Origin of the sequence: Nostoc favosum CHAB5714 (genome assembly GCF_020829495.1) — a bacterium.
GTDB classification, from domain to species: domain Bacteria; phylum Cyanobacteriota; class Cyanobacteriia; order Cyanobacteriales; family Nostocaceae; genus Nostoc; species Nostoc favosum.
Window position 1 is genome coordinate 1 of sequence record NZ_JAIVFQ010000108.1, and the last position, 21,080, is coordinate 21,080.

Sequence of the window (21,080 nt, forward strand, 5' to 3'; positions counted from 1 at the left end):
TATTTTTTTTGTCATTCTTTCTCTGTAGTCAAGGCATTATTTGAGTTAGCAATCAATGGTCAAATTTTTGACTTTCCTAAGCTCAATGAGTACGGTAATTTCTCACGAATGATTTAGGACTGCTATATAGTTAATCACTTTCTAGCAAAGTCCAGAAGTAGCCATCTGGCGCAACGAAGGAAAAACTCGTCTCGCCAAACTCATTAATAATGATGTCTGTAACTTTTTGTACAGTACTTGCTTTGATGCGATCGCAATACTCCTGTATTCCCTTTACCCGATAGGTATATAAAGACATACCCAAACTACCTGGTTGGGCTGCTTCAAAGCGCGATTCCAAATTAATAGATTCTGGGAATCGAATGATGTAAAGTCTACCACTACGTGCAGCCATCAGGTCAGACTTAGAAGAACGGGGATCATCAAAGGTCGTGACAATAAATTTTTCACCAGGGTTAAGGTCAAAAATATCTCGGCCTGCTGGTGAAGATTCATAGCTAGTTTCGACATCATCACGCACACGCAGCAAACCCAAAACGTCTTCATAAAACTTCAGCGTTTCTTTGCTGTCATCTTGAACTATGATTCCCATGTGGGTAAACTGACTAGTCTTGAGAGCAGCATTATGGTTAACTTGTCCGTAATGCGGTAGTGTATAGCCAAACCGTTGAAATAAAACCTGTCGAGCTAAGGGTTGTAGTAGCAGCATTTCTCGTACACCAACTGCTGGCTCAATAAAAGGACGGCTTTTCCTCTCTTTGTTATAGATGACTTCCCAATAAGGGTTAGTGTACCTAATAGGCAAACCTGCCGCTTTTGCATCCTCTATATGATTTAAAATATTTAAAACATCTGCTGTTAAGCTTGTCCCCCAGCGATTTCCCTTAATTTTCATTGAGGCTGTTCCCAAACCTTCATGGGTGGGGTTTTGCCAAAGCATTAGCCGAATCAAACCATGATCTGCATTTTGGTGGTAGAGGCGGATTGAGCGTAAAGAGGAATTCACCCCATATAATTGATTGGCTACATCTGCGGTTAATTCACCCATGTCACCAATGCGATAGCCAAATTGCTCCCAATACTGAATTGCAGAAATTGCCTCTGGGATACCGATACAGACTTCATAGATACCTTCAATTGCCGTTTGTTGTTCTTGAGTCATATCAATTTTAGATTTTAGATTGGTTCAAAATAAATAAAGCTTTCGGAAAGATATCTTAGAAAGAATCCGAAAAGCAACAACTTAATTTTGTAGCTTATGATGTACCTACAAAAGTGATATCATGTCCGCCAAGTTACCCATAATAGGTTAGATAACTTAACTAACGTTGTTTCACAGGATCTAGAAAACCTCTCTCCAAACCTCTCCCCTAAAAGGGGAGAGGTTTTGAATTTTCCCCCTTCCCGCCACGGGTTGGGGGTTAGGGGGTTAGGTCTGAAAAGTCAGTTCTCTCCACAGGAAAATTATCCTCTTCTCATCTGGAATGTTGTTTATATAGGACTTAATGGAAATTCGCCACCGCAACAAAATCAAGTTGCTGCTATCTCTGCATCAGGATTATTCAGTTCACCCGATGCTTGGGTGAGTCTACAGGAAAACAACTGCCTAATTTTGGGTAGAGAACCTTTCGGAAAGATGCCTTTGTATTGGACTCAACAAGGACAAGTGATCTGGTTTGCATCTCAACTGCAACTACTCTTACCGATTTTGCAACAGTCAGAAGTTAGCATTTCTGGGTTATATGGCTATAGCTGTTTTTCTCACGTTCCAACACCCTTAACCCCTGTTAATGGAGTATTTGCAATTCCGGCGGGAACTGAATTAGTTTGGCAGAGTGATTGTCAATCAGGTAAGCTGCGATCGCCTGAATCTAAGAACATCCACTCGTGGCGGGAAGCCTCAGAACATTTAACAGATGAAGCTACAGCAATTACCGAATTGCAAACTCTCCTTAAAGACTCCATTGAGCGACAGATTGCCGATTTAAAGGATGAGCCTGTTGGGGTGTTGCTCTCTGGCGGACTCGATTCTTCAGTGGTAGCGGCGCTGCTGGTGCAAGCAGGGGTGAAAGTCCGCGCCTATACTTTAGATTTCGGTGATGCAGGCATTCCAGAATATCCATACTCTGAACAAGTCGCCGAGTTTCTCAAAATTCCGCTAATTAAAGTTGCAGTAACCCCAAGTTCGATCAAGAATGCCCTAATTCCTACTGTGCAAGCATTGGATTTGCCCTTTGGAGATGGGGTGTGTGTTCCGTTGTATCTCCTATCTCAGAGGGCGAGTCAGGAAACTCAGGTAATTTTTAACGGCGAAGGGGGAGATCAATTATTTGCCGGTTGGACGAACAAACCTTTAATTGCCGCAGGTGTTTATCAAGCAGAAAATCCTGCCGGACAGGAAACTTTTATCCAGCAATATCTCCGCACCTTTCACCGTCTTGGGGGATACGAATCTCAAGTTTATCAGCCAGAGGTTTATGCACAGATAGAAAATTTGCATCCAGAAGATTGGCTGTTAACCGCTCTTGATCGCAATGAGTGCCCATCTTTGCTGCATCGCCTCCGCCGTGCAAGTTTGATGCTTAAAGGAGCGCAGAATATCCATCCCCGTGCGACTGCATTGGGGTTTGCTCATGGATTATGGGTGCGATCGCCTTTTTGTGACTTACCTTTAGCTGAGTGGACATTCCGTCTATCTGGAGAACTCTGTTTGCAGGGAGCCTGTGAAAAATATATCCTCAAACGGGCTGTAGAAAATTGGCTCCCGCCGGAAATTGTCTGGCGACAAAAGCGGGGTATGGGGGTTCCCTTAACTTGTTGGTGTTTAAATGATTTTTGGCATCAGATGGGCATTTGGCTCAATCCTGAGATACTTCGCGCCAACAATCACTTTTATCCTGACATCGCGGCACAAATCGTTGAAGGCAAACTAGGAGCAGCTATTCAAGGGCGGCGAATTGGTGAGACTCTTTGGTTACTTATTATGTGGCAACTTTGGCGATCGCATGTTTTAAATGAAAAACTAAGTAAACATTCCTGGGATCATCCCTTTTGGTTCCCTCGTTGGCTATGGAGAAATTACAAGATAATTCGTAATTCGTAATTCGTAATACTCGCCTCCGGCGAGAAGCAAGCTACGTAATTCGTAATTGATATAGGGAGAAAATAAGTTTAAGTTATGGAGAACAAGAAATTTTATGACTTTCAAAATTCCCTTAGTACAGTTTTGCGTAAAAGCGTAGCGTTTCCAATGTAGAGGAACGCATTGGCATTGCATTGAGATGCATTAACAAGGCCGCTGGCGCATTAACAAGGCCGCCGACGCATTAACAATGCAAGCCGACGCATTAACAAGGCCGCTGTCGCATTAACAAGGCCGCCGACGCATTAACAAGGCCGCTGTCGCATTAACAAGGCCGCCGACGCATTAACAAGGCCGCTGTCGCATTCATTGCCATTGCAGGGTATTGCCAAATTTAATTCGCTACGAATTAAGGAAATGCTATACTTAGTCCGCCATTTTCTTGGGAACAGGCGCAGGAGTTAATAAATACTTACGGTTCTCCGCTTTATGTTTATAATGGCGATCGCTTGCGCGAAACTATTGAGCGCATTACCAAAGCAGTCAGCTATCCGCGCACGCAATTTCGCTTTGCCTGTGTTACTAATGGCAACATTGCCCTGTTAAAAATTTTTCGCTCATTTGGGTGGGGACTTCACGCCAATACGCCAGGAGATATTTACCTGGGATTGCAAGCTGGTTTCGATCCTAGTGAGGTTGTTTATAGCGGTAGTAATTTGAATCGGGCACAGATGCTACAAGTCCTGAATTGGGGAGTTACAACTCTCAATTTTGATAGTCTAGCTCAGTTGCAGTTGTGCTGCGAAGTTTTGCCCAAAAGCAGAGAGAAATATATTCGCCTGGGTTTACGCCTCAATTTGCCAGAAATTACGGGAGATAGCCGCATTGGTGTACGTCCAGAGGAATTTGGTGATGCGATCGCTTTAACTGGTGAGGTTGGATTAAAGCTGAGTGGTTTACACTTCTATCGAGGAACTGGAACTAATGCCACAACTGCTTTTACCCAGGTAATTGATACAGTAATCGCCACAGCACAACAGTTACCAGATTGGGAATATTTAGATTTTGGTGGTGGTTTTGGCTATCCGTATCACCACAACAAAGCAGCCTTTGACTGGGAAATATTTGGGGCTGAGTTAACTGAGAGAATTAGTAGTTTAGGGCGGGAAATTGATTTGGTGATTGAACCAGGACGAGCTGCGATCGCCGGATGTGCAACTTTGCTGGCTCAAGTTGTTTCAGTGAAATGGCAAGGAGAAAAACAGATTGTTGGAGTTGATACCACTGTTGCTAATCTTTCAGTACCCTCAGTATACGGCGGCTACCGAGAAATTATCACTTGGAAGCAAGCAAATAAATCCCCCACTCCCCACTCCTGTACAGACGCGATTAATCGCATCTCTTGTACAGACGCGATTAATCGCGTCTCCCTATTCAAAACTGATATTTGTGGAAACACCACCTATTCACGAGATTACCTGGGGAAAAATTGCCAACTCCCAGCGTTAGAAATTGGTGATATCGTTGCCATTCTAGATGTCGGTGCTTATGGTTATGCTATGTCGTCTCACTTTTTACACCGCCCTAAACCTGCGGAAGTCTTGCTAGAAAATGGCACACACCGCCTGATTCGTCGGCGGGAAGACTACAGTGTTTTACTAACAAATCAGGTATTGAGTTAAGAAGTATTCTATTATCTTAAATTTGGGAGAGATAGTTGGATTTAAAGAATAACGAACCACAGAGACACAGAGAACACAGAGAAGAGAAATAGCTTTTTTCATAGCTGCTTGATAACTAACATAAAACAACCATTATGAAGTGTATTAACTGCGGAACTGACAATAAACTAAAAGACCGGAGAGCTAATCAAGGTCGGTGTATAAAATGCAATCATCCCTTTGCCTTTGAACCGACCAGTATGAGTAATATCATGTCCGGCAAATTGCTTATGATATGTCATTGCGAGTGCAACGAAGTGGAGCGTTCGCGGAGCGTCTCGTAGAGAAGCAATCACAAGGACTCTGCGATTGCTTCACTTCGTTCGCAATTGACTTGTGTTCAACCGGACATGATATAATAAGAAGATTACTGACCCTTTTTTTGCAAAGGCGATCGCTGACATTCCCCAAAGAATAATTAAAGTTCTGCAAAAGGGTATTGCTGGCAGTCAAAATTTAGAAAGTGATGACAGTAGCTTGCTTTTAGTGGGGGATATGGGAAATGATATGTATATTGTTCAAAGTTTTGGTTGATATAGCCAGCGCATCCCAAATTTGCAAAATGCCCTTCACATTGGAAATCGCAGGCTCACAATAGAAAATCGAATTCTTGTTATAGAGCATTCCCCTTTGCAGGAAAACTTTTCGATTTACTGAAATTATGCAGAAATTGAAGTTCAGATGTGGTGAGGTCGCGCCATTGACCCAATTGTAGGTCATCTAATTGTAGGTGGCCTATGCTAACCCTAACCAGCCGCAAAGTCGGAAACCCTACAGCCGCAGTCATACGCCGTACTTGGCGGTTTTTTCCCTCTGTCAAAGTCATTTCTAGCCAAGCTGTCGGTACATTTTTGCGAAATCTAATCGGCGGATTGCGTTCAGGTAGCTGTGGTTCTTGTGGTAATAGCCTAACTTCTGCTGGTTGAGTGCGGTAATCTTGAATTTCCACACCTGTCTGCAACCTTTTTATCGCATCTGTATCTGGAATTCGCTCTACCTGTACCCAGTAAGTACGTTTATGACCAAAACGCGGATGGGCAAGACGATGTTGCAATTGCCCATCGTTCGTTAACAGCAGCAACCCTTCACTATCCCAGTCTAAGCGTCCCACAGGATACACATCAGGCACATCAATATAATCTTTCAGGGTGATATGTGTAGGAGCATCTTTTGTAAACTGGCACAGAACGCCATAGGGTTTGTAAAAAATAATATATCGGTAATGATTTGTCATTGGTCATTAGTCATTTGTCATTTGTCATTAGTATTCTCCCCCTGCCCCCAGCAAGAACTGCCCCCTGCTTTCCCTGCCTCCCCTGCTCCCCCGCTCCTCCCTTCTCCTTATAGGGACTTACGAGTGTTTGCTGGGTTAAAAACAATATAGCGAATCTGTTTTTTCCATATCTCATGCTCTATGACCAACTACTTTCGCTCTAATGTTGATGCAATGGCTAGCTACATTCCCGGTGAGCAGCCTCAACGCGGTACACAGATAATTAAACTCAACAGTAACGAGAACCCCTATCCTCCTTCACCTGCGGCGCTAGCTGTGCTGCGGAATATTGATGGCGAGTGGTTGCGGCGGTATCCAGAACCTTTCGGGGGGGAGTTTCGGCAAGCTGCAAGTAAAGTTTTAGGTGTTCCTAGCGATTGGATAATTGTGGGAAATGGCAGTGACGAATTGTTGAGTGTGGTGATTCGAGCCTGTGCAGAACCTGGAAAGAAAGTAGTTTATCCAATACCAACTTACGTGCTATATCGTACATTAACAGAAATGCAAGCTGCGGAAATTGTTGAGATTCCTTACAGCAATGACTACAGTTTACCTTTGGAAGAACTGGTTGCTGCCAATGGATCTGTAACATTCATTGCATCGCCTAATAGTCCATCGGGGCATGTGGTAGCAACAAATGATCTGCGAAAATTAGCCAGCCAGTTATCTGGAGTTTTAGTGATTGACGAAGCTTATGTAGATTTTACCGAAGAGAATGCATTGGCTTTGGTAGAGGACTATGAAAACGTTATCGTAATTCGCACACTTTCTAAAGGGTACTCGTTGGCTGGATTACGGCTGGGATTTGGGGTGGCAAATCCCAAGCTGTTGCAGGGATTGTTTAAGGTGAAAGATAGCTATAACATTGATGCGATCGCTTGTGCAATTGGCACGGCTGCTATTACCGATCAAGCTTATAAAAATGCTTGTGTGGCAAAGATTAAAGCATCACGGAATCAGTTAGCAACAGACTTAAAACAATTAGGTTTTCACCTTTGGGATTCCCAAACTAACTTTTTACTGGTACAGCCAAAACAAGGAAACGCCGAATATCTCTATCAAAAACTGAAGGAACGGGGAATTTTAATCCGCTACTTCAAGCAGCCTGGACTAGATGATAAATTACGCATTACTGTTGGTACTGATGAACAAAATCAGGCTTTAGTGGAGGCACTAATTTATTTGTTAGAAACAGGGGGAGCAGGGGGCAGGGGGCAGGGGGAGGAAAAAGTGAAAAATTGTAGGTTGGGTTAAGCAAAGCGCAACCCAACAAAGCCCCCGAAATGTTGGGTTACCCTGCGGGAAGCCCCTTTGGGTCTACGTTCCTCAACCCAACCTACACCTGACTTTTCACGTTATGTGGAAAAGTCCACGAAAACCTAACCCCCTAACCCCCTTCCCGACACTCTAAGGGGGAAAATTCAAAGTCTCTCTCCTTAAAGGAAGAGAGAAATAGAAGTGAGGTTTTTCAGATACCGTGAAAAGTCAGAACCTACACAACTCCCCCTACTCCCCCTGCCTCCCCTGCCTTGCCTGAAGCGGGATAGAGACAAGAAATTCAGCCCCTTGTCCTGAAACGGATACACACTCCAACTGCCCTCGATGCTTATTAGTCACAATCTGGTAACTAATAGATAGCCCTAAACCAGTGCCTTTACCAATAGGTTTGGTAGTAAAAAAGGGTGTGAAGAGTTGCCGCCGCACATTTTCGCTGATACCAGAACCGTTGTCAGCAATGCGGATGACGGCAAAATCGCCTTCAACAGTAGTACGAATTGTAATGATACTTGGCTGACGTGCGATATCGGCATAAGTCCGATGTTGGTTAAATTCTTCCAAAGAGTCAATCGAATTAGCGATCAGGTTCATAAATACTTGATTCAGTTGCCCAGGGTAACATTCTACGGGTGGCAGGTTGCCGTACTCCTGTATTACCTGAATTCCCGGAGAGTCTGGTTCGGGTTTAAGCCGATTTTGCAAAATCATCAGGGTGCTATCAATGCCCTCATGGATATCAACGGCTTTGACTTCAGCTTCGTCTAGGCGGGAAAAGTTCCGTAAAGATAATACAATCTGGCGAATGCGATCGGTTCCCACTTTCATTGAAGCCAACAGCTTAGGTAAGTCTTCCATCAAAAAATCTAAGTCAACCGCATCTATTTCATTCTGAACTTTAGGTGGTAAATTCTGGTTTTGCTGTTGATAAAGTTGTACTACACTCATCAAGTCTTTGACATAATTATTTACGTAAGTAAGGTTGCCGTAGATAAAGCTGATTGGGTTATTGATTTCGTGAGCAACGCCTGCTACCAACTGCCCCAGGCTAGACATTTTTTCGCTTTGCACCATCTGGGACTGGGTGAGCTTCAATTCATCGAGCGTGTGTTCTAGCTGTTTTGCTTTCTCACGCGCTTGTGTTTCCGAAATCTCTAACTCCTGGGAGTATATGTGCAAATTTGTGTAGAGCCGAGCATTTTCTATAGAGATGGAAACTTGCGAAGTTAATAAGTTCAGTACCTCTAATCGCTCTGCGGTAAAGGCTCCGGTAGTGAGGTTATTTTCCAGGTAAAGAACTCCAGTTAGCTTACCCTGATGAGCAAAAGGCGAACACAAAACTGATTTGGGTTGATTGGCAACAATATAGTTGTCACTCACAAAACGTTCTGTGTGGCTAGCATCGTCTAAAACCAAATTTTCTTTTGTTCTTTCAACATAGTTAATCAGCAAAACTGGTAGTTTATGCTTTACTTGAAACAGACTCGACGATCGCACTGTCACTTGATCTCGATCAATGCTTCCTTCGGCTTCAATCACCCACTGGTTCTCCCGTTTTACAAGTAGATAACCCATTTGGGCCCCAGCATTCTCGATCGCGATCGTCATCATTTTCTCCAGCAGCCGACTTAGCTCCATCTCGCTTGAGAGTGCCTGGGACGCTTTAATCGCTGTGCTGATATCTAGAGTTTGGGTTTTAGCTTCAGAAATATTCTGAATCTGCTTTGTACTCGTACCGCGCCCATTTACCTCCGCGACTGTATTTGTAAAAAGTTGGGAATATTGTTCGTCCAGTTGCTGGACTTTAGCCGTAGCTTCCCACTTTAGATAGCGATAGCGGGCTTCTTTAAAATAAACTTTGGCAAAGTTTTTTCTACCCTTGGCCAAGTAAAATCGAAATGCCAGTTCGTTTGCTAAGGCTTCATTTTGTAAATAACCGTTTTCAGCAGCAGAAGCGATCGCAAGGTCATACAGCTCCATTGCCTGATAATCTTGTTTACAAATCCGAGCAATTTCAGCTTGAATCAGCAGGAACTTGTGTTGATAATTAGTTGGGCAGTGCATTGCCCATTGCTGGAATTTTTCTAAGTTGGCATTTAGTTTATGCAGATAAATCACTTGAGTTTCTGTATCTACCTCCGCATAAGCCCCTGCTAAGGCAATACTTTGGTGAAAGTAGAAAACAGGATTAATAAAAATTCCTCGCGCTCCCCCAACAAATTTTTCGGCATTCTCTGCATACTCAACAGCTTTGATATATTCTCCATACCAGTTAGAGAGCGCAAGTTTATATATGTAAACTACAAATGCAGTTAACATATCCGAAGATGCCAACGCAAACTCTAGCACTTGCCCTTCATCTGCCCAAGTTCCAACAAGTTCGTCAATCTTTTCTGCTGGCTTAGTCAGGTTAGCGATCGCTTCCATAGCCAGCAGATGGTAGTTCAACATATTTTTGTCAATCTTGCGGAGGCTAGGAATAAAATCTTCGGCTACTTCTGCGGTTTTTTCTAAAGATTCATTCCCAAATAAGCATTGCCATAAAAAATTAACTGAACAATAACCAGACCATTGATAAGAACCTGTTTCTAAACCACTATTAAATCCCTTCAATAAATAAGGTTTACTCTGGCTAATATGGTCTTTGTAGTGACAGATTAAACCGCCCCACATATTCAAAATATTTGCTTCTAATTCTTTCGTTCTTAAAACTTCATGCAAACGCAAAGATAGCTCACCAAACTCATAACCCGAATCTACCTCACCATATTGAAACACCAGATTAAAAGCATAAAGCATATAGCCAAATACCGAAATTGGTGAGTTGCCATACTGAACTGAAAGTTGAGTTATGTTCATCGATGTGATATGCAATGCTTTAGATCCTAAAAAGTAGGCAATGGGCCAGACTTCTTTTAAGATGCGTTGAGCCATTAGCTTCTCTTCGTCTTGCATTGGTGGTAGTTCTGCGAGACTAAAAGTTGAGCGCTCGCCAATAACTTTTTTGGTTTGATTAAGTTTTTCTAACAGATATGCATCATCGGGATAAACTGTAAACTCCAAGCCTAAAAGCTCCAAAGTATTTAGCCCAATTTTATATGCGGAGTTTAAATCATTCTCCATGCGATAACACATAATCCGATATTCATTCACTCGGCACATATCAAGAGTAGTTTTAACCTGGCTGAAAGTCTGCTCAAAAATCAGCAATGCTTCCTCATATTTGCCATTCAAAAATTCTGCTTCTCCAACTTGTAAATATAAATTTAATGTGAGCAAATAATTATCTTGCCAGCTATTTTCAGGTAGATAACTCATTCCTGTTTCTAGCAACTTTAGTGCAGTTACAAACGCCGAAGATGATTTTGCTCGCTGGCCTGCTTTCAGATTTAATTCTGCCAGTTCATATCTTTCTGCTGGTTCCACAATCAATGAACTGCCAGCATTGAGATGGTTGACAATATCAAAAAGATGTTCTTCTAATTGGGCTTTTTCAGTATTATGTAATAGTAATTTTCCCACCTTCAGGTGTACTTGTTGCTGCTGATCGATTGGAATTAAAGAATAGGCAGCTTGCTGAACGCGATCGTGCAAAAACTTATAGTCAACTTGTATCGCAGTATCGCAGTATGTTGCCAATTCCGACTGATTCAACAACTGAGGAATTTTGTAAGTATCGCTCAAAGGAAGAATTAATCCTGCCCGCAAAGCTGACCATAAATCAATTGCTGTTGCTGATGCAGATTTTTCGTTGACTACAGCTAGAATTTCTAAATTAAAACGGTTTCCAACACAAGCAGCTAATTGTAAAACTTGCTGCGTTGGTTCTGAGAGTCTTTGAATTTTATTCACCATTAAATCGACTACATTATCGGTAATGGCTTGTTCCTGAATTTTGTTGAGATCCCACTGCCATAAACCCGAACGATAATCAAATGTCAAGAGATTATCTTGATGAAGTACTTTTAGTAACTGAGTTAAGAAAAAGGGATTCCCTTGGGTTTTTTGAAACAGCAAATCGGCTAAAGGTTCTGCCTGAGATGATTCACAATTGAACGTGTCAGTAACCAGTTGAGTAATATGAGGTGTTGCTAATGGCTTCAAAAGCAACTCTTCAACGGTTGCCCCAAATGCTTGAATTGTCTCTAGCATTAGCATCAGTGGATGGGTGGGACTAACTTCGTTATCTCGGTAAGCCCCAATCAGCAAGAGATACTGACTTTCTGGGTCAGTCATCAGATTCTCGACCAGGTTCACAGAGGCAGCATCTGCCCATTGGAGGTCATCTAAAAACAGTACTAAGGGATGTCCAGCAGCAGTAAAGGCATGGATAAATTGCTTAAACACCCGATTAAAACGGTTTTGAGACTCAGCAACCCCCAACTGCGGTACAGGCGCTTGCTGCCCAATAATCAGTTCTACTTCCGGGATGACATCAATAATAACTTGACCGTTAGCTCCCAATGCTCGTAGTAATTTATTTTTCCAAACCTCAACTCTGGCTTGGGTTTCAGCTAACAGTTGTCGCATCAATTCTCGAAATGCTTGAATCAAAGAAGCATAAGGAATATCTCGCTTGAGTTGGTCAAATTTGCCACCGATGAAGTAACCTCGTTGCCGCACAATCGGTTTGTGGACTTCGTTAACTAGTGAGGATTTGCCGATACCTGAGTATCCTCCTACCAACACAATTTCACTCGAACCAAGGCTAACTTTTTCAAAGGCAGCCATTAAAGCCGCCACTTCTACTTCCCGACCGTAAAGTTTTTGAGCTATTTGGAATTGATGCGAAAAATCTTGCTGACCTAAGTTAAAAAGGTCAATGCTGCCTTTTGTTTGCAGTTGTATCCCTGCTTGCTCTAGGTCAGCCTTTAACCCGTAAGCACTCTGGTAGCGGTCTTCAGCAGTTTTGCTCAGAAGTTTCATAGCGATCGCAGAGATTGCCAGTGGTACATTAGGATTAATCTCGTGCGGAGCTACTGGAATTTTCGCAATGTGACAATGCACCAACTCCATTGGGTCTTGAGCATTCTGGAAGGGGAGCCGACCCGTAAGCATTTCGTAAAAAATTACACCTAATGAGTAAAAATCTGTACGATAATCTAAGGTTCGATTTATGCGTCCAGTTTGTTCTGGCGACATATAAGCCAGCGTTCCTTCTAGAAGGTTGAGGCTACTGATTTCTGGGCTTTCTTTTGACAGCAGCGAAGCGATGCTGAAGTCAATCAATTTTATTTTTTCGGTATTGGGGTTATAAAGAATGTTTTCGGGCTGAAGATCCTTATGGATAATGTGGTGGGTATGTAACTCTCCCAAAGTCTCAGTAATTTGACGAGCAATGTTGAGAAATTTTATAAGTTCAAAGCCTGTATTAGATATCTGAGCTTTTAAAGATTCTCCACCAAAGTCTTCTAAAACCATTGCTAGACCATTACTGTAACCGTTGTCGTAACTGATTAATTCATGGGCTTTGATTACACCTGCAATGTTCAAGTTTTGGATAATTTCGTATTCGTGCTTAATCTGAACAATCTCTTTGACAGTAGGATACTCTGCTTTGAGCAGTTTGATGACAACTGAGCCTCCGTTAGCCTTGGAGTATGCTCGATAAATTACTGTGGCAGTAGCTTCATAAATTAAACTTGCAATACTATAGTCCGGGATACGAGCAATTAATTTAAGCATTATTACTTGGATGAATGTTGTTTTATAATAAATTTTGGTGGTTACTATGATAATTCCCGAAATTTAAGTTAAATTAACTCTTAAAACATCATTTTTAGAAGAAAACTGAGGAGCGATCGCACTTTGAAACTAAATCTGCTGATGCTGGTAAAAATTCTCATCATCAGCGCCAGCCAATAGAAGTGGCAGAAATTGGATATATTCAACAGCAATACGCTTGGGTTAAGGCTAAAACCAGCAAAGTCAAGTTTTTTAACGTAGACGCTGCATCGGCTTGCCGCAGGCTACCACAGAGGCGCAGAGAAGCCAGTGCGCCCTTGCGGTTCCCCGACTTGAAGCAACTGGCGCGGCACTGAGAGAAGAAATAATATCATGTCCGCTTGATTACTTATTAAACCCTAAGAACCCCACCCCGCCAAAGCTGCGCTTTGTCTCCCCTCCCCGCCTGCGGGGAGGGGTTGGGGGTGGGGTTCTTTTATTATGGGTAATTTGGCGGACATGATATAAATGCTTAACTGAACTGTATTGTATTCAACAGAGTCTCGTTGGGTATTATCACTAAGGAGAATCATGGGTTAGGCGATCGCTCTCTGTGATTTTTCATTTAAATAGCTTTGTTGCAAAAGTACTTAAAAGTGCCAACATTACTTTTAACAACAATGAAAACCCCATTAGCTTATCTACAACTGGCTTTGATAAATTTATCTTTGCAGATAGCTATTTCTGCTATAGCACTTTGGCGAATGGGGCATAGGTGAATGGAACAAAGATAAAGAAAATGGTTGAAACACTTGGGGCAAAGGATCTCTTGAGAGTTCTTGTACAAATTCTTTGGCTTTTTCTCTGGTGTACAACAGACCTGTAAATGAAGGACTCAACGAAAATCTGGCGTTGCTGAATCATGGGATGATTTCGCAATTTGGAACGAGTTTTCAATGGTTTCAAACGCCAATTCATCTCGCATTTATGCAACGCCCTTTTTCTATGTTATATCAAGTTCGGCAAATTACTTACGATATGTCATTGCGAATGTAACGAAGTGGAATGAAGCAATCACAGGCTTTGGGATTGCCGCGCAACTCTTAGAGACGCTGCGCGAACGCTCGCTTTTGACTAAGTATTAAGTCGGACATGATATTACTGATTGTCGGTTTGATTCACCTGTAACCAAATTTCTAAACTAGCAAGTAACCACAGCTTGACACCATAGCGACTCCAAGTATCTCCCTGATAGTTTAACCAATTACGAATTGGTAACTGGTTCAAGTAAGGAGTAATAGCTGCATTCCGATTGAGTAATAAATCTCTGGCTTCTTGCTGCCAATATTTCCGAAATCCTAACTGCACCGGCACCATCATGCCACTTTTGGGACGATAAATAATTGCGTCTGGTAAAATACAGCAGATCGCTTGCTTTAAAACTGCTTTTTCTTCCACTCCAGAAAGCTTATAATTTGGAGGAATTTCCATGCTTAAATCTACTACTCGTTGGTCAAACAGGGGAGAACGACCTTGCAAAAGGGCTGCTTGAGTCAAGTTACTGACTTTCGTCAGAATTTGGTCAGCGCCTTTAAATTTGATGTTCATTGCCATCAAACGATTGAGATAGCTAGCTTGAGAAGATAAATCTTCTTCAAAAACCCAAGGTGCGGTTTGTACTGCTGTCCAAACTTCTGGTTTTAAAAGTTGCGGTAAGTCAACAGCGCACTTTTGAAAGGAAATTAAATAAGCTTGCAATGCATCCTGATTGGTGACAGAGCGATATAAACTATTAATTAGCATTGGCTGATTTTTTGGCCCACCAAAACAGGGGTCGCCACCTTCACCATTTAAAACTACTTCTACGCTTTCTCTCGCCAGTCGTCCCAGCAAAAGGTTGGGAACAGTCAGTGGGTCGCCAATGGGGTCATCTAAATAGGCCATTGTTTCCGGTAGACGTGACCACATATCCTTAAAAGTAATTTCTAAAATGTGGTGCTGCGTCTGGCAATGAGATGCAACGAGACTGGAAAATTCTAACTCATTGGGACATTCAGCCCCAAAATGAATCGAGAACGTGTGAACTGGTGCTTTGTGGAATTTTGCTACTAAAGCAGTGATACTGCTAGAGTCCAAACCGCCAGAAAGAAAAACGCCTACGGGTTCATTAGCTGGTGGTAAATATTCTTGAACAACTTGCTCTAGGAGTTCTCGCAAGCGATCGCCATGCCATGCTAAGGGTTGATCTATTGCTATAATCTGTTCTTGAAGCTGCCAATAAACTTCAACTTTGTGGTCGGGAAATTCTAAAACAGTTCCAGGTCGCAGTTCCCGTAGCTGTTCCCAAAGGGTTCGTTCTCCTGCAACAAAGGCACAACAAAGATAATCTTGTAACGCCACCAAATCTAAATCGGATGAATGATGGGGTGATAAAGTTCTCAGTTGAGGCGCAATCCAACGAACCGAACTAGTGGTAGTGTAGTAGAGGGTACGAACACCGGTGCGATCGCCCACTAACTGCAATACCTGTTTTTCTCGATATCAACGGATATGTGGACAAGGATATTTGAACCTGGTAAAAATTACGGACATATTTTCAGGCATCCTCTTTACAATAGTAATATCTTCGCCAGTTTTAAGGGCTTGAGCTAGTATCTCTGAAGCTTTCTGCTGTTGTCCCAGTTGTGCATAATGATTAGCAACTTCAGCCAATACTCCAACTCGTTCAGGTTGATTTAGGATATTAAACTGAGCAATGCTTAAGGCTTTGTGTAACAATTGTGAGGCTTGATCTTTTGTTTCTGTTCTAGTAGCCTTGTTAACAAGTTTTATTAAGGGTTTAGCGATACAATCTCCGCAAAAATCATCATCTATAGACTCAATAATTTTAAATGCTTGTTCATATTGCCCTGCTGACGCAGCTTTCATGGCAATTTGAGATAGTCCATTCATTTTGTCGGGGCGAACTTCATGAGGGTAATGGTTTCCAATAGATTTGATGTTCTTAATAGCTAGGTCATATTGAGATTGCTCTGCATCTTCAACCGCTACTGCAACTAATGCCCGAACTCTTTCAGGCGCCCCCAGCATTTTAGCAGCTTCCAAAGCTTGTTGATGAAATCCTATCTCCTCGTATTTAACAGCAATTTGACTGAATTGCTCAGTTTTCCAAGCATATTCATTAGTTTTAATCTGTTGAAAGGCTTGATTTAATATTTGTAAGGCTTTATTTTTTTGACCTATTTTTGCGTAACCAATGGCGATTTTGAACAATATTGGTATTTGTAAGGGTTTATTTTTTTGACCTAGTTTTGCGTAACCAATGGCGATTTCGGACAATATTGGTTTTGGTATATTATTAATCTGAATAAGCTGAACAGCCCCAAAACTACTGTCTAATATCTCTACAGCTTTATCTTGTTGTCCTATGTTTGCATAGCTAACAGCAATCTTGACTATGTTTTCAACTTGGTCGGAGATGTACTTATCAGATTGGGTAAGCTGAAGACATCGGTTTAATATTTGTTCAGATTTAGCTTTCTGTCCTAATTCTGTGTACTGACTAGCTACCTTAGCTAAAGCACTAACATTCTTAATTCTATTGGCAAGTTCAAAGGTTTGATCTAATAACGGCAAGGCTTTACTTCTAAGTTTTGTAGAGGTTGCCAACTCAGCAATCTTAGTTAATGCCTCTCCTGTCTTATCGGTATTCTCGTCAATCGAGCTAAGAAGTTGAAAAGCTTGGTCGTATAGCCCGACTTGGGCAGCTTCAACAGCAACTTCAGCTATAGCACTGTCTCTGTTTTCAAAATATCCAATTGCTTTATTATCGAGCAACTGGGTAACCTGAATGGCTTGGTTGAAGCGACCTGCTTCGGCAGCCTTGACTGCTGCCTCATTTAGCATTTGAGCAGCCCCACTTCCATGTTCAGCACCTTCTTTCGCTATTTTAATAACTTGAAGAGCTTGAGCGGGTTGCCCAACTTCTCCATACTTGGTAGCTACTTGAAGCAGTGCAGAGCTTCTCCTTCCGGAGAAGGTATTAGTCTCCTTAATTTCCTCAGCATTCTTAAATGCTTGAGCTAATATTTTTGAGGATTTATCCTTTTGTCCGATTTCAGCATACGGAACAGCAACTATAGCCAATGTTCTGGCTTTAATTGACTGACCCTCACTTGGGTTATATGCTATATCGGGAAACAAACAGATTCCGCCTAAAATATGATTTACCACTGCACATATTAAACCAATGGTAAAGAGTAATCCAATAATCGGTAAAAATTTTCGTTTCATGGCCAGTTGATTTAGTGCTGAGACAGAAAAATTACAGACTAACCATATAATAACTGTATATAGGGGTTCTCGGTTGGGTGCAATACAAGTCTATTTCATTCTAGCGCTCTCCTAAGAAACCGCTCCAGACGCTGAGGCCGCAGAGAAAGAGGAAAGAGGGATAATTCCGATACAAACGGATTTGATATCATCACTCTCAATACGGTTCGGATAAGATCCCCCCGCCTGCGGCGACCCCCTTAAAAAGGGGGTAATTAGAAGAAAAAGCCCCCCAATTTATCGGGGGGTTGGGGGGATCTTCGAGAGATAAGGATGTTAACCGAAACGTATTGTCACGATCGCTATATGTAAAGCTCAAAACACAATAATCGCCCACATACTAACTCCCAAGGCGATCGCTGCTAGGTGTTGCGGCATGAGCGAGCGTACTGGTTGCTTGGCAATCTTTTGCGTTAATAATATAGTCATTAACACTGATAAAATTATCGTTGCACCTTGCAAAAAGGCAATCACAGCCGAGTGAGCAACCAATATTGGCAATTGTTCACCACTCAGTCCAAGAGTAGCAAAGGTCACGGGTAAAATCCGTCCGCCTTCGCCTAAGCCTAAACGCAGATAGTGAGCTAAGTTTCCCCCTAACACTAATGGTAGGTAGCCATAAGCAAGTTCTAGAAATGATCGAGGCTTACGGTTAAAGTTGAACACTTGCAGCAAGCCATAAGCCCCAAAGGTAAAAATCGCTGGGATAATTAACACTAGCAGCGATAATCCCAAGTGTTGCCAAAACTGAGTTAAATCCAGTTGTAATCCCAACCAAGATTGCAACTCTGGCAAGCGATGCAGATATATCCCACCCAACAGCAAAAACAATAATGCTACTTCATAGGTGCGGGGTACATGAGTTGTCCACAGTTCAATTCCAGGGGGACGCAAGTTGAACTCAACGGAACGATGGGGACAGGCTTTAAGGCAAGTCATGCACAGTACACAATCTCTGTTATCTTCTAATTGCGCTGGGTGGGAGTATAAAGGACATCCATTAGTTTCCATCCCTTCGCCCTTTTGTGGCCCACCTTTATAGCACTGATACGTGGTGCAACTGGCAGAACAAATACCTTGCTGTGCCCGGAGTTCCGTCATTGAGAGTTTGGCAAATAAACCATTCATCCCGCCGATGGGGCAGAGATAACGACACCAAAACCGCCGCTCAAAAATGGCGGAGAAAATCATCGCCCCAGCAGTAATTAATAGTAGCAAACAAGCGCTAAGGTAGGCGGTATTTTCTAAATGCCAGAGTTCTTCCCATAAGAAAATTAGGGTGAACAAACCAAACATGAACCATCCGCCCCATTTCTCAGCCTGCTGTCTGGGCCAGCGCTTGAGTTGTCGAGGCCACAGCCAGAGAGATAACTTTTGGGTAATTTCGCCGTAAATCATGAAGGGACAAACAGAACACCAGATACGCCCCAAAAAGGGAAAGAGAAATAAGAAGAAAGGCCACCACCAAGCCCAAAATAGATTTAATACGAAATTGCGATCGCGGGTTTGCGGCCCAATAAATAACACTGCAACTATAATTGCAAAAGCCGTTGCAGTAAAACCATAGTTAATGCGATCGGGCCACCAGGGACTCCGTAAAAACCGCCGCAAACTAGGGTAGGAATTTAACAGATTCACCCGAAATCGTTTTTTCTTCGTTTCGGCTGGCCAGAAAATTTCTTCTGTTAATTCATTAGCACCTTCCGCTTGCACGATCGCTCTTTCTACCAGATTTTTTAATTCCTTGAGATTGCCAGGGAAATCATAAGACTGGAGGCGACGAAAAGCTTCTGGGGTGATGCGCGGTTTCGGAACGCCTCTAGCCCGAATGTAGAGACTAGTATAATATTCAACCTGTGCCTGAATATCAGCTTTCCGCACCCGTAGCGGTGGTACTTTAATAATGTGACCAATACAGCGTTCAATTGTCGGCTGAGTTTTTTCTGAAACAATTAGAATTCTGGCTTTACTGGCACGAGGTTCAGGTGCTGCTTCTCCCGAACGAGTCACGGGAGTATATGTGCCAGTTTTGAGCAACTGCGTCACCGGAGGTAATAATTCTTCAGGCAATTCTTGGATATTGTTGAGAACTAAAGTACCTTCTCCCAACCATTCCAAAAGTCCTGGTTTACCACCAGCGCGACCGAATAAATCTGCACCGCTTGTTTGCAGAATACCGCAATTTACTTTAATAATAGGTTCTCGTCGTTTTGGAGAACCAAAGTGGATCAGGGCTGCTATATTGTCTTTTTCTAACCCTGGTTCTCCGAAAATATCCACTGATTTGCGGTCAGCCCCCGCTTCTCGAATTTGCTCGCGCAGTTTTACTGCATAGCGACTTGTACCGACAATTCCGCGTTGCGCTTTGGTGACTAAATATGGTCGCAAAGCTACGGAACGTTCTTGTTCATAGCCAAGTGCAGATGTTACCTGAGCTAATTCTTGAGCCAATTGACGCGAAAAAGCCTGAGCAATTTCGGGGTATTGGTTAACTAAAGGGCGAAATTTATCACCAGGCACAACCCACAAATGACATTCGGTTACCGTAGTAATTGTGAATGGAGTTAATTGATCCAACAGCAATTCTTTGAGTTCAATCACTGCTCCGGGGAGGAATCCACAAGCTAAGGCTGGGTTGGTTTGATTGGTGCTATTGCTTTCGAGTTGACCTTCTACAAGAATATAAAGGGCTTCTGGAGGAGTGCCTTCGCTAACTAAGTCAGTTTCGGCTGGTATAACTTGTTCTTCAATTACTTGAGCGATCGCATTTAACACTTCGGGCGAGAGAATTCCTAAACTCGTGCGTTCCTTTAGCCATGTAATCGTTTCTGGAGATGTCATATTAATTTCTCCGTATAGGCTGCTGTATAAAAGGAATTATCTCTTGAAAGCTGAGTCAATAATTCAAAATTATAAATTAAATTCAGAGCGGACTGCACTTTACCTTTTCCCTTAACTTCTCCAGTAAATCCCAAGACCTTTTTTCCTTCTCCGAGATAAACAGAGGAAGCCAGTAGACTGCTTTCTCAATTAACCTATTACTATCATTATTCAAATCTTCAATCAATTTTACTACTGACTTAAATCCTAGCTTAGGAATTGCAAAATCTAACCATAATTTAATAGATTGAGCATTAGATTTTAAAATTCCATGCTTGAACAATTTTGTGACGTAATCTCTCGTGTGCAAGACCTTCTTTGCAATAACAATAGTACTCAGACTTTTTTGTTCAGCCATGCTCTTGATAATTTCATACGCTTCAACTTCAGGTATTGATTTTAAATACTCTAAAATTACCTTTTCCTCATGAGAAGATAAGGATCTATAACTGCTAATCTCTATTAAATTTTGAATATGCTCATTCATTATTGTTAAAATTGATATGGGATGAAAAGGTTTAATGGCAAGCCTGCATTAACTGCTAAATTAGCTGATGGTTTGTAGTGACCAGAAAGATTATTCCAGTATTTGATTTGACCTTTATTGTTTTTATTATGTCCAAAGCGAATTTGACCGGCAAAGTAAACGTTGTTACCTCTTGCAATATCAATATGACTTCCTAAACCAAATTTTTGCCTTGCTATATATATCTGGCCTCCCTGTACTAACCCAAGTTGCTAGTTATAAATTGAGACTCGCGCATTTGTGTCAAAAAGGCAATAAAATCCCCTCCAGGAATAAAAACGGAGGGGAAAATGCTAAACGAAATAATTACTGTCTATGCTATCATTG

Annotated in this window: 11 protein-coding genes and 1 pseudogene; 5 read left to right on the top strand and 7 right to left on the bottom strand. The window is 42.2% G+C overall.

The genetic code is table 11. The features are described from left to right. Positions 1-117 (top strand): annotated as a pseudogene (locus LC586_RS34105) (IS630 family transposase); the annotation flags it as partial. Between the two features lie 13 nt (positions 118-130). Here LC586_RS34105 and LC586_RS34110 read toward each other — a convergent pair. Then, positions 131-1,162, bottom strand: a complete 1,032-nt coding sequence (locus LC586_RS34110; RefSeq protein WP_229489919.1) for a VOC family protein — start codon at positions 1,160-1,162, stop codon at positions 131-133. Between the two features lie 225 nt (positions 1,163-1,387). Here LC586_RS34110 and LC586_RS34115 point away from each other — a divergent pair, with 225 nt between their 5' ends. Both LC586_RS34115 and LC586_RS34120 read left to right on the top strand, forming a co-directional pair. After that, complete coding sequence (locus LC586_RS34115; protein WP_229489920.1) at positions 1,388-3,103, top strand: asparagine synthetase B family protein; 1,716 nt, start codon at positions 1,388-1,390, stop codon at positions 3,101-3,103. Positions 3,104-3,504: 401 nt separating this feature from the next. Continuing rightward, entirely contained in the window at positions 3,505-4,764 is a 1,260-nt protein-coding gene (locus LC586_RS34120; protein ID WP_229489929.1) for a diaminopimelate decarboxylase family protein, read from the top strand. Positions 4,765-5,416: 652 nt separating this feature from the next. On the opposite strand, the gene LC586_RS34125 is transcribed toward LC586_RS34120, so the two are convergent. Next, the gene (locus LC586_RS34125; protein ID WP_229489921.1) at positions 5,417-6,037 is read right to left on the bottom strand and encodes an rRNA large subunit pseudouridine synthase E; all 621 of its coding nucleotides are present in this window, start codon (positions 6,035-6,037) and stop codon (positions 5,417-5,419) included. A 180-nt stretch (positions 6,038-6,217) separates the two neighbouring features. Between LC586_RS34125 and hisC the strand changes: the two genes are divergently transcribed. Further along, positions 6,218-7,330, top strand: a complete 1,113-nt coding sequence (gene hisC / locus LC586_RS34130; protein WP_229489922.1) for a histidinol-phosphate transaminase — start codon at positions 6,218-6,220, stop codon at positions 7,328-7,330. A 252-nt stretch (positions 7,331-7,582) separates the two neighbouring features. On the opposite strand, the gene LC586_RS34135 is transcribed toward hisC, so the two are convergent. Continuing rightward, positions 7,583-13,036, bottom strand: a complete 5,454-nt coding sequence (locus LC586_RS34135) for a trifunctional serine/threonine-protein kinase/ATP-binding protein/sensor histidine kinase (RefSeq protein ID WP_229489923.1) — start codon at positions 13,034-13,036, stop codon at positions 7,583-7,585. Between the two features lie 182 nt (positions 13,037-13,218). On the opposite strand from LC586_RS34135, the gene LC586_RS34140 reads away from it, so the two are divergent. Further along, entirely contained in the window at positions 13,219-13,392 is a 174-nt protein-coding gene (locus LC586_RS34140) for a hypothetical protein (protein ID WP_229489925.1), read from the top strand. Between the two features lie 781 nt (positions 13,393-14,173). Here the strand turns inward: LC586_RS34140 and LC586_RS34145 are convergent. The 4 genes from LC586_RS34145 to LC586_RS34160 form a co-directional block, all read right to left on the bottom strand. After that, positions 14,174-15,538: an asparagine synthase family protein gene (locus tag LC586_RS34145; protein ID WP_306423315.1), complete on the bottom strand. Its 1,365-nt coding sequence runs from the start codon at positions 15,536-15,538 to the stop codon at positions 14,174-14,176. A gap of 18 nt (positions 15,539-15,556) precedes the next feature. After that, a complete protein-coding gene (locus LC586_RS34150) occupies positions 15,557-17,308 on the bottom strand; it encodes a tetratricopeptide repeat protein (protein WP_229489926.1) in 1,752 nt (583 codons plus the stop codon). A 354-nt stretch (positions 17,309-17,662) separates the two neighbouring features. Continuing rightward, on the bottom strand, positions 17,663-20,188 hold the full coding sequence (locus LC586_RS34155; RefSeq protein ID WP_229489927.1) for an AAA-type ATPase lid domain-containing protein: 2,526 nt from the start codon (positions 20,186-20,188) through the stop codon (positions 17,663-17,665). 82 nt (positions 20,189-20,270) lie between these two features. Continuing rightward, on the bottom strand, positions 20,271-20,714 hold the full coding sequence (locus tag LC586_RS34160) for a hypothetical protein (RefSeq protein ID WP_229489928.1): 444 nt from the start codon (positions 20,712-20,714) through the stop codon (positions 20,271-20,273). Positions 20,715-21,080: the final 366 nt, after the last annotated feature.

Excerpts from the sequence above, each read along its gene's own strand:
- LC586_RS34110 (WP_229489919.1), bottom strand. The coding sequence starts at position 1,162 with ATGACTCAAGAACAACAAACGGCAATTGAAGGTATCTATGAAGTCTGT.
- LC586_RS34125 (WP_229489921.1), bottom strand. The coding sequence starts at position 6,037 with ATGACAAATCATTACCGATATATTATTTTTTACAAACCCTATGGCGTT.
- hisC (WP_229489922.1), top strand. The coding sequence starts at position 6,218 with ATGACCAACTACTTTCGCTCTAATGTTGATGCAATGGCTAGCTACATT.
- LC586_RS34135 (WP_229489923.1), bottom strand. The coding sequence starts at position 13,036 with ATGCTTAAATTAATTGCTCGTATCCCGGACTATAGTATTGCAAGTTTA.
- LC586_RS34150 (WP_229489926.1), bottom strand. The coding sequence starts at position 17,308 with ATGAAACGAAAATTTTTACCGATTATTGGATTACTCTTTACCATTGGT.
- LC586_RS34155 (WP_229489927.1), bottom strand. The coding sequence starts at position 20,188 with ATGACATCTCCAGAAACGATTACATGGCTAAAGGAACGCACGAGTTTA.
- LC586_RS34160 (WP_229489928.1), bottom strand. The coding sequence starts at position 20,714 with ATGAATGAGCATATTCAAAATTTAATAGAGATTAGCAGTTATAGATCC.